This is a genomic window from Burkholderia sp. Ax-1720 (genome assembly GCF_011753035.1).
Classification (GTDB): domain Bacteria; phylum Pseudomonadota; class Gammaproteobacteria; order Burkholderiales; family Burkholderiaceae; genus Burkholderia; species Burkholderia gladioli.
Window position 1 is genome coordinate 107,932 of the sequence record NZ_VWWK01000005.1, and the last position, 10,054, is coordinate 117,985.

A 10,054-nucleotide genomic window follows, 5' to 3' on the forward strand; every position below is an offset into this window, starting at 1 on the left:
GATACGAAGGAATTTCTGGAGCTTTCGTATCTCAATGCAGGGATGCTTGATGAAAATTTTTCCGCCAATAAAAATAAGCTTATCTATCTTTCTTAAATTAAAATTTTCCCCTAGAGTAGCAATGCTTCGATCGCTGTGCTCGCGATCATGAACCTGAGATGAGTTGAGAGAAAATGAACAATTCCACCGTTGCATCCCGTCATGCAGATCCGACCCGATGCGGGATTAATCCCGACCCGTTTCTTGCCTCGATTAATCACGGCGTAACGCGTCGGTACGAGTCGAGGGCGCTCGTCGCGGGCAGCCGGAATATGTCGTCTCCACCACCCGCCTGGCCTGGCCGGGTCGCATGACGCGGCGCCGCCGCGACACTGCCGCGCGAGGTTCGTGCTGACGGGCCCGGCAAGGCTTCGGGTATCACGCACACACACAATCGAGCATCGACACTTGTGGAGCGTCGCCTCCAGGGAGGCGATTTCCCGGCTTCCTGAGCAAGCCTCGCATCCCGGTGGCGATTCAGCTTGCGATTCCGGCTTTCCGATCAGGACGCCTCGCACGTCGTGATTCAAAAACGACGCCTCGCGCGCCGTGGCTCGACGCGGCCTGAAATCTTTCCTTGATGCGCCGGCTCATTAATTGCCGGCGCTGACTTATATGTATTCCGATAACGATTTCCTCACGCTCCAATTCCATGGGCGAGGAAATTGAAGGATCTTCTGCATATCAATGCAAGGTGTCCAATGCAAGATTTTCTACAGATTTGGCTATACGAATTTTCCCGCATCGAGAAACCCCAGCATATCGGCTCCCTATTGGGCCGGGTCGCGGCAATACTCGGCTATGAGTTCGTGGCTTATGGAATAAGGCGGCCGTTTCCCCTGAGCAATCCTCCCTCGCTGACGGTATCGAACTATCCGGCTCGCTGGCAGGAGCGCTATCTGGGGCTGCGGCTCGCCGAGATCGACCCGGTCGTGCGGGCGGCGAACGCGAGCGACCGGCCGGTGGTGTGGTCGTCGCAGGGTAATGGATCGGACCAGGCGTTCTGGGAGGAGGCCTCGGCGTTCGGGCTCATGCACGGCTGGTCGTCGGCCACGCGCGGCGCGGAAGGCACGCTGGGCGTGCTGTCGCTGGCACGCGGCGGCAATGCGATCGACTCGGTCGAGCGCGATCGCAACGAGCTGATCGTGCACTGGCTCGCCAACGCCGCGCACGCCGCGATGGCGCCATTCCTGCCCACGGCCGGCGAACCCGACGCCAATCTCACGCCGCGCGAAACCGACGTGCTGAAGTGGACCGCGGACGGCAAGACCGCCTATGAAATCTCGCGAATCCTCAGCATTTCGGAGAGCACCGTGAACTTCCACGTGAAGAACATCATGTCGAAGCTCGGTACCTCGAACAAGATCCAGGCCGTGGCGAAGGCGGCACTGACGGGCATGCTGTGAGGCTTGCCGGGGCGGGGCCGTGGCCCCTGCCCCACTGTCGCCGCGGAGCTCCGCGGCTCAGGCGGGCGCCGCTTCTCGCGCGCCCAGGAAGGCGCCGATGTGCGCGACGAGTTCCGGGTTGCCGCGGCACAGCTCGTAATGATCGCCGGTGACGCCCACGCTGCCCGCATGGCCGGGCAAGAGCGCGCCGATCGCCATCGACCCGGCCGCGGCGACATGCAGGTCACTGCCGGACACCACGGTCAGCGCCGGATGCGCGACCTGCCGCGCCACCTCGGCCATGTCGATCGCGCGATACGCCAGATAGTTGATACCGTAGCGATGCAGGTGACGATCGGACGAGAACGGTTCGGTCACCTGGAACTCGTTGCGCGTTCGCTCGGCGCTCGCCGCGAGTTTTTCCTGGATCGAACCCGCGAGCGTGCGGCTGCGCGCTGCCAGTGACAGGAAGATGTCCATCTGGCGCTGGATATCGGTGGGTTCGGCGTGCGCCGTCGAGGGCAGGTACTCGCCGCCCACCAGCACCAGCCGCGAGATCGCCTCGGGCGCCAGCCTGGCCGCCAGCAGCGCGACACCGGCCCCCGAGCAATAGCCCAGCACGTCGGCGCGGGCGGCCGGCGCGGTGGCGCGGATCACGCTCGCCAGGTCGCGAGCATGCAGGCAGGCGTCGAACGCGCTGCTGTCCTCGTCGCGCTCCACGTCGAGCAGGAATCGCGATTCCCAGGTGATCACGTCGAAGCGCGCGTGCAGCGCCGCGTACGCACGTGACAGCATCGAGTGGCGCGCGCCGAACGGCAGCGCCACCACGACGGCGGGCATTCCCGCGCGAACGGCGGAGCGGAACACATTCAGCTCGCGTCCGTCGTCGGCGAAGATCGACTCTCGAATCATTCGAACCATCCCTTGCTAGGCGATCTGAGCGGCCGCGCTCAGGCCGGACGCAGCGCCGCGCGGCGCCACAGATGGACGAACGGAGTGGTCATCGCGGTCGTCGCGAGGGCAACCAGCAGCAGCACGGCGTACGCGCCCGGCGAGAGCGCATTCATCTGCAGCCCGGCTGACAGCACCACCAGCTCCACCAGCCCGCGCGTGTTCATCAGCGAGCCGACCAGCGCCGCATCGCGACGCGGCAGGCCGGACCAGCGCGCGCCGAGGTACGAGCCGCCGAACTTGCCGACGAAGGCCACCGCGAGGAACGGCACCAGCCAGCCCCACTGCGTGGCGCCATCGAAGGACTCGAAACTCACATGCAGCCCCGAATAGACGAAGAACACCGGCAGCAGCACCGCGTTCACGAATCCCTCGATCTGCCGCTCCCAATGCGCCTGGAGCCCGGGCACGCCGCGCAGCATCACGGCGGCGAGCAGCGCGCCGAACGCACTGTGCACGCCGATCGCGGTGGTCGCCCAAGCCGATACCATCACATAGGGCACCACCACGGCCAGCAGCGCGCCCGGCGAATCGCGCCGCGTCGCCTCGCCGGCGAGCGGCGCCACCACGAACTTCACGACGAGCTTCGAGACCGCGAGGAAGGCGGCGATGCCCGCCACCACGTGCCATGCGCCCGACAGGTCGGCCTTGGCCACGGAGATCGCCGACACGAAGGCCAGCATCACCCAGCCCGCCAGGTCGGTCAGCATCGCGGCGGACAGCGCGAGCATCGACGGCGGCGAGCCGACCAGGTCGGTGTCGGTCACGATGCGCACCATCACCGGCAGCGCGGAAACCGACAACGCCACGCCGCAGAACAGCGTATAGGGCAGCGCGGCGACCTGGGGCGCGAGCGTATCGTGCGACAGCCAGCCGATCGCGCAGCCGCCCGCGAGCGGCAGCAGCATGCCGATCGCGGCGACCTTCACGGCCGGCGGCGCGGCGCGGGACGCTGCGCGCCCGGCCTGCCGAGGATCGTCGCCGACCCGCAGGTGCAGGCCGATCTGGAACATCAGCATGATCACGCCGACCTCGCCGAGCTGGGTGAGCCCGGCCGACACGGCCGGCCCGAACAAGGCCGCCTGCAGGTTCGGATCGACCGCGCCGAGCACCGCCGGCCCCAGCACGATGCCTGCCGCCAGTTCGCCGACCACTCTTGCCTGGCCGACCCGCTGCGCGAGCCAGCCGAAGCACCCGCACGCGGCAACGATCAATGCCAGTTGAAACAGCCAGGTGACCATCCAGACGCTCCCTCGATTTGTATAGGTACGGTGCCGCGCAAGCTGTCGATTCACCTGCCGCCACGGCACCGCAAGTACAAAACAAGCCGCGGTTCCCGGCAACTATCAACTCTGATAGGAGCGGCCATCGCGGGCAAGGCATGCCGGCCCCACCTATAGAAGTTCATAGTTTTGCAAACCGATCGCATCGTCTCTAATGAGCGCAGTCATCCCGGGCGATCGGAAACGATCGTCGTCGCCATCGCCGGCGCGGCCCCGCCTGGGCCTTGGCGAGCACGGCAAGTCTCGATCCGGTGCCCGCTTCGCGGCGAGCATCGTTCGGCATCCTATTTTTATTTCGGGGAGATTCATCATCTTGACCTCCGTCAGCGTCAACCGGCTGTTCGATTCCCAAGCCCGCTTGCACCCCGATGCGATCGCCCTGTCGGGCGGCGCCACGCAGCTCACCTACGCGCAACTGGCGCGCTGCGCCGATCATCTCGCGCGACGCCTGGTCGAGGCCGGGGTCCGGCCGCTCGACCGCGTGCTGCTCTGCCTGCCCCGCTCGGTCGATGCGGTGATCGCGATGCTCGCCGTCGCCAAGACGGGCGCGGCGTTCGTGCCGGTCGATCCCGGCTATTCGGCTCCGGTCCTGCATGGCTATGCGCTCGACAGCGGCGCGCGCCACGCCCTGGTGCGCCCCGGCGACGGCGCGGCGCTGGGCGACGCGGTGCGGCTCGTCGAGGTGCACGACCTGGGCGCCGCGCGCGAGGCCGAGGCGCCCGTCATGGATGCCGGCCACGACGGCGAGGCGCCGGTCTACGTGATGTTCACCTCGGGCAGCACCGGTCGTCCGAAGGGCGTGATCGTGCCGCATCGCGGCGTGGTGCGGCTGGTACGCGACACCAACTACATCCGCATCGACGCGACCGACACGTTCGCCCTGCTCTCGCCCATCACCTTCGATGCCTCGACGTTCGAGATCTGGGGCGCGCTGCTCAACGGCGCGCGACTCGCGGTGTACGAGGAGCCGGGCTTCGATCCGAACGCGGTCGGCCGGCTGGTGGCCGAGCAGCACGTGACGGTGATGTGGCTGACGGCGGCGCTGTTCCATCTGGTGGCGCGCCGCTTCGTGCGGCTGCTCGACGGCGTGCGCGTGTTGCTCGCCGGCGGCGACGTGCTGCACACGAAGGCGATCCACGCGGTATTCGACGCGCACCCGGACATCACCCTCGTCAACGGCTACGGGCCGACCGAGAACACCACCTTCACCTGCTGCCACGTGATGACCAACGCCGAGCGCCCGCATGGCTCGGTGCCGATCGGCCGCGGCATCACGGGCACCACGCTGTGGGTGCTCGACGACGCGCTGCGGCCCGTGCCCGACGGCTCGGAAGGCGAACTCTGCGTCGGGGGCGCGGGCGTCGCGCTCGGCTACCTGAACGCGCCCGAGGCGACGCGCGCCGCGTTCGTCGCCTGGCCGGACCAACCCGGCCCGCTGTATCGCACCGGCGATCGGGTCCGGCGCGGGCATGACGGCGTCGTCGAGTTTCTCGGCCGCAAGGACCGCCTGGTGAAGATCCGCGGCTATCGCGTCTCGCTCGACGAGCTGCAGAAAACGATCGCGGCGATTCCGGGCGTGGAAGAGGCGATCGTCTCGGTGTCGGAGGACACGCTCGGCGAGCGACGGCTCACCGCGACGCTGCAGGCCGCCGACGCCGGCCCCGAGCAGCAGGCCTTCGTGCGCCGCGAGCTGCGCAAGCGCGTGCCGCCGTTCCAGATTCCCGACGAGATCCATATCCATCCCCATCTGCCGTTGAACGCCAACGGCAAGCTCGACCGGCACCGTTTGCCGGCCGCATGACGAGCCCCCTGCCTATCCGGAGAGAAGCCATGACCAACACCATCGATATCACCGAAACCATCCAGGCGACTTGCCGCGAGCTGCTGAAGTTGCCCGATCTCGCTGCCGGCGAGGATTTCTTCGACCGCGGCGTCAGCTCGCTCACCGTGGTCGAGCTGCAACTGCGCATCGAGGAGCAGCTCTCGCTGCAGGTCGCCACCAGCAAGCTGATGGCCGCGCCGTCGATCGACGGCTGGGCGAATGCCTATCGCGACGCCGCCGCGGCGGCATGAGCGCCGGCGGCGCGTCCCGCCATTTCCCGCAACACCCGTCACTACCCGAGGAGGCACTCCCATGTCGCAATTCAAACTGACGCCCGAGGACATCGCGCGTTTCCGAGAACAAGGCTATCTCGGCCCGTTCAAGCTGTATTCGGAGGACGAGGCGCGCGAGCGCTATCGCCAGATCCGCGCGCAGCTGTTCGATCGCGAGTACGCGATCTACGACCTGCCCGCCACCAGCCCGATCGCGAACTACGATCGCCACCTCGACGTGAACCTGCTCAGCGAGCACGTCATGCGCGCGGAGATCGTGCAGAAGCTCAATGCGATCCTCGGCCCCGACCTCATCTGCTGGCGCTCCGAGATGTTCCCGAAGTATCCCGGCGACGAGGGCACCGACTGGCACCAGGCCGACACCTTCGCGCATGCTTCCGGCAAGCCGCAGGTGGTGTGGCCCGGCGACGGCCGCTTCGGCGGCGCCATCACGGTCTGGACCGCGCTCACCGATTGCGACGAGGAAAACGGCTGCCTGCGCTTCGTGCCCGGCACCCACGAGGAGATGTTCTACGACGAGGCGAAGAAGATGGCATTCGACCCGTCGAACATCAACGCGCTGGAGAAGGACGGCATCAAGCGCGGCTTCTTCGGCTACGACTATCGCAGCCTGCAGAAGGATCCGGACTGGAAGCCCGACGAAGGCGCGGCCGTGTCGCTCAAGATGAAGGCCGGCGAATTCGTGATCTTCTGGTCGACGCTGATGCACTCGTCGTTCCCGAACTCGACCAAGGACCGCACCCGCCTCGGCTATGCCTGCCGCTACGTGCCGACCTCGGTGCAGATCTACCCCGACACCGATACCGTCAGCGAGTACGGCAGCGAGGTCCGGCTCGACAACTACGGCGTCGTGCTGGTGTCCGGCGAGGACCATTTCGACCACAATCGCCGCGTCACGACCAACGCACGCGGCCTGCCGTTCCTGCAGAAGGTCGAGGCCTGATCGCCGCGCGCGGCGCACCGCGGCGCGGCCAGCCCTGGCTCGCCCGCCGCGCCGCGCGCCGGACGGGGTTCGTGCCCCGGCTCCTCCCATCCCCCCGGCGTCATCCGCCAGCCAGGATTCCGAATGAAAGTGACCCCCTTGTCGTCCGCGCTCGGTGCCGAAGTCCGCGGCATCGACCTGACCCAGCCCTTGTCCGCGCAAACGCGCGATGAACTCATCGGCCTGCTCACCGAGCACCAGTTGCTGGTGTTTCCCGGCCTGCACCTGTCGAGCGAGCAGCAGATCGAGGCTAGCCGCAATTTCGGCGCGCTCGAGCCGCATCCGATGACCACCAATACCTCGCCCTACCCTGAAATGACGGTGGTCTCGAACGTGACGACCGACGGCAAGCCGCTCGGCTATCCGACGCCGCCGTTCCAGCTCTGGCATTCCGACCTCTGCTACCTCGAGCGTCCCGCGAAGATGACCCTGTTCTACGCCGAGTCGGTGCCCGAGCAGCATGGCGACACCTGGTTCGCGAACATGTTTCGCGCCTACGACACGCTGCCCGAGGACCTGAAGGCCGCGCTGGACGGCCGCAATGCCGTCTTCAGCCTCGACGGCAGCCTGGTGAAGCGTTGCCGCAAGATCGGCTTCGACCTCAACATCGCCGCCGACGACTTCAAGCCGACCGTCTCGCATCCGGCCATCCGGGTCCATCCGGAATCGCTGCGCCGCTCGATCTTCGTCAACTGGGCCCATACCGACAGCGTGGAAGGCTATACGCCCGAGCAGAGCGAGGCGCTGCTGGAGCGCGTGTTCGCGCATTGCCTGAACGAGGACTTCATCTACCGCCACCGCTACACGGCGGGCGAACTGGTGATCTGGGACAACGCCTCGGTGATCCACACCAATTCCCCGCATGTTCCCGTCGGCAACCGCATCATGCGCCGCGTGATGGTGACCGGGCAGGCCCCGTTCTACCAATAGACAGGCCGACATGCCGGCGCCCGATGCCTGGGCGCCGGGGCCGGCGGTACCTGCCACCGGCCCTTCGCTTCAACTCCCTCGTTTCAACTCCCTCGCTTCGATTCCTTCGCTTCAACTCCCATCCCGCGCCTTCCCCCTCTTCGCGTTCCCCAGCCTTCCTCGGCCGCCGGCCTCACCTTCACCGGCCTCACCTTCATCGCTCACCGCTCGCGACCGTCTGCTCGGCCCCGACCAGCGCGCCCTCGTCGGGCTCGACGCCGTCGGCCGCGGGCACGCAGGCGATGACCGCCGCGAGCGCCGCGACGGCGGCGATCAGCAGGCCGAGCGCCGAGGCCGACTGCCATTGCATCAGCGTCGCGAAGCTGGCCACGCCGGCGGCGATCATGAACTGCTGCACGCTGCAGATGGTCGACGCTTCGTCCGCGTGTTCACGAAAGCCGTACAGGGCCGCGGCGAAGTTCGGCGCGATCAGCATGCCGGTGCCGAACATCACGAGCGCGAAGGCCGCCGTCATCGGCACCACCGGTTCGGCGAGGGTGGCGGCCATGGCCACCGCGAACCCGCCCAGCAAGGCACAGGCGCAGGCGAGCCGGGTCCGGCTGGCCTCGCCGAGGCGGCGGCCGGCGGCCGGCGCGAGCAGCGAGCCGGCGATCTCGAGCACGCCGCAGCAGCAGAAGGCGATCGAGAATTCGTTCTGACTGAGGCCGTAGGTGCCGAGCAGGATGCCGGGCAGGAACGAGAAGAAGCAGAAATTGATGGTCGTGCCGATCGCGCAGAGCAGCGCATGGCGCCAGAAGCGCGAGGCGCCGAGGATGCGCGCATAGACCTCGCGCGACGGCCGCCGCGCATCCTGGTCGCCGAGCCCGAAACGTGCCGCCGGCTGGCGCGCGAAAAACAGCGTGGTGGCCACCGAGACCGCGAGCAGCAACAGGAATACCGCGCGCCACGAGCCGCTCAGCTGCAGCGCTTGCGAGCCGATCACCGGCCCGGCCAGCGGCGCGGCGGTCACCGCCACCGTCAACAGCGTCGTGCCGCGCAGGTTGTCGGCGCGATCGCGCGCCTGGTCGGCGATCGCCGCGTACGAGAGCGAGACGCAGATCGCGGCGGCCGCGCCCTGCACCACCCGGCAGGCGATGAACAGCGCGATCGACGAGGTCGCGGCGCAGCCCGCCGTGGCCAGCGTGAAGGCGCCCAGCGCGAGGCGGATCGCCCGGCCGCGCCCGAGGCGGCGGGACAGCTCGCCGATCGCGAACTGGGTGGCGCCCAGCGAGACCACGAAGGCGCTCAGGGTCAGCTGGAGCTGGTTGGGGCTCGCGCCCAGCGCGTCGCGCAAGGCATCGAGCGCGGGCAGGTAGAGGTCCATCGACAACTGGCCCAGCATGACGACGGGCACCAGGATCCAGACGATGGACGACGGGGAATTCGAACGCAGGCTCATGGGAACGCGTCTCGCGAGGAAGGAGGATACAAGCGGATGGAGGGGCGAGCGCCACCGGGCCGCCCCGGTCCGGCGGGCGGCCCGGGCGCGTCCGGGACTCGGCGATTCAGGCCATCAAGGGATCAACGGATCGGCTCGGTCGCGGCCTCGAGCGTGAGCGCGGCGAGCGCCGCGGCGTGCCGCTCGATATAGAAGTGATCGCCGTCGAAGTCGTGACGCGAGCAGGCTCCCTCGGTAAGGGTCGCCCAGGTGCGCAGCCCGGGTTCGGTCACGCTCGGATCGGCGCGCCCGCTGCACACCACGATCGGGCAGCGCAGGCGCGGGCGCCCGCTGCGGAACGCGTAGGACTCGTAGAGCCGGAAATCGCAGCGCAGCACGCTCATGAAATAGCGCATCGACGCGGGTATCTGCGCGATCTCGGCGGGCATGCCGTTCAACGCATGCACCGCCGCGCTGAACGCCGCGTCGTCGAGGTGCGCGATGTGCTCCTCCTCCGCGATCGTGGGCGGCGCGGACAAGCCCGAGACCACCAGCCGCTTGACCGGATCGACGCCGCCGGCGCGCCGGGCGGTGTGATTGACGCGCATCGCCAACTCATAGGCGATCAGCGCGCCGAAGCTGTGGCCGAACAGGATCGGGGGCGGCGCGGGCAGCGCGAGATACTCCACGGCGATCTCGTCGAGCAGCGCATCGAGGTCGGTGGCCGCCGGCTCGTCGGCGCGTGCGCCGCGCCCCGGCAGCTGCACGCCGGAGATGCCGACACCCGCCGGGAGATGCGGCTTCCAGGCGTAGAAGCGCTCGATGCTCGCGCCGGCCCAAGGGATGCAGAGCAGATGCGCGGCGCCCTGCTCGGGCGCCAGCAGCGTGCGGATCGCGTGGCGGCGGCGCGCCGGCGTCGGGGCGGGTGCCGCCGGCGCCACGTCGGGCGCGG

At 68.0% G+C, this 10,054-nt stretch carries 9 protein-coding genes; 5 read left to right on the plus strand and 4 right to left on the minus strand.

Annotated elements, in window-relative coordinates:
• The first annotated feature begins 740 nt into the window (after window positions 1-740).
• Window positions 741-1,445, plus strand: coding sequence for an autoinducer binding domain-containing protein (locus F3J18_RS03220; RefSeq protein ID WP_025098523.1), 705 nt, complete (start codon window positions 741-743; stop codon window positions 1,443-1,445).
• 57 nt (window positions 1,446-1,502) lie between these two features.
• Here F3J18_RS03220 and F3J18_RS03225 read toward each other — a convergent pair whose 3' ends face one another.
• Window positions 1,503-2,336: an alpha/beta hydrolase gene (locus F3J18_RS03225; RefSeq protein WP_166911333.1), complete on the minus strand. Its 834-nt coding sequence runs from the start codon at window positions 2,334-2,336 to the stop codon at window positions 1,503-1,505.
• A gap of 38 nt (window positions 2,337-2,374) precedes the next feature.
• Window positions 2,375-3,616 carry a cation:proton antiporter gene (locus F3J18_RS03230; protein ID WP_166911335.1) on the minus strand — a complete coding sequence of 414 codons (1,242 nt, stop codon included), beginning with the start codon at window positions 3,614-3,616 and terminating at the stop codon, window positions 2,375-2,377.
• Window positions 3,617-3,971: 355 nt separating this feature from the next.
• Here F3J18_RS03230 and F3J18_RS03235 point away from each other — a divergent pair, with 355 nt between their 5' ends.
• The 4 genes from F3J18_RS03235 to F3J18_RS03250 all read left to right on the plus strand — a co-directional run bounded on the left by F3J18_RS03235 (window position 3,972) and on the right by F3J18_RS03250 (window position 7,685).
• Window positions 3,972-5,459 (plus strand): amino acid adenylation domain-containing protein, encoded by a 1,488-nt coding sequence (locus tag F3J18_RS03235; RefSeq protein ID WP_025098520.1) that lies wholly within the window; start codon window positions 3,972-3,974, stop codon window positions 5,457-5,459.
• A gap of 29 nt (window positions 5,460-5,488) precedes the next feature.
• Window positions 5,489-5,731 carry an acyl carrier protein gene (locus F3J18_RS03240; RefSeq protein ID WP_166911337.1) on the plus strand — a complete coding sequence of 81 codons (243 nt, stop codon included), beginning with the start codon at window positions 5,489-5,491 and terminating at the stop codon, window positions 5,729-5,731.
• Between the two features lie 61 nt (window positions 5,732-5,792).
• Window positions 5,793-6,716: a chlorinating enzyme gene (locus F3J18_RS03245; RefSeq protein WP_025098518.1), complete on the plus strand. Its 924-nt coding sequence runs from the start codon at window positions 5,793-5,795 to the stop codon at window positions 6,714-6,716.
• Between the two features lie 123 nt (window positions 6,717-6,839).
• Window positions 6,840-7,685, plus strand: coding sequence for a TauD/TfdA family dioxygenase (locus tag F3J18_RS03250; RefSeq protein WP_025098517.1), 846 nt, complete (start codon window positions 6,840-6,842; stop codon window positions 7,683-7,685).
• Between the two features lie 193 nt (window positions 7,686-7,878).
• Here F3J18_RS03250 and F3J18_RS03255 read toward each other — a convergent pair whose 3' ends face one another.
• On the minus strand, window positions 7,879-9,123 hold the full coding sequence (locus F3J18_RS03255) for an MFS transporter (protein ID WP_166911339.1): 1,245 nt from the start codon (window positions 9,121-9,123) through the stop codon (window positions 7,879-7,881).
• Window positions 9,124-9,245: 122 nt separating this feature from the next.
• A partial coding sequence (locus tag F3J18_RS03260; RefSeq protein WP_205195279.1) for an alpha/beta fold hydrolase occupies window positions 9,246-10,054 on the minus strand: 809 nt, incomplete at its 5' end.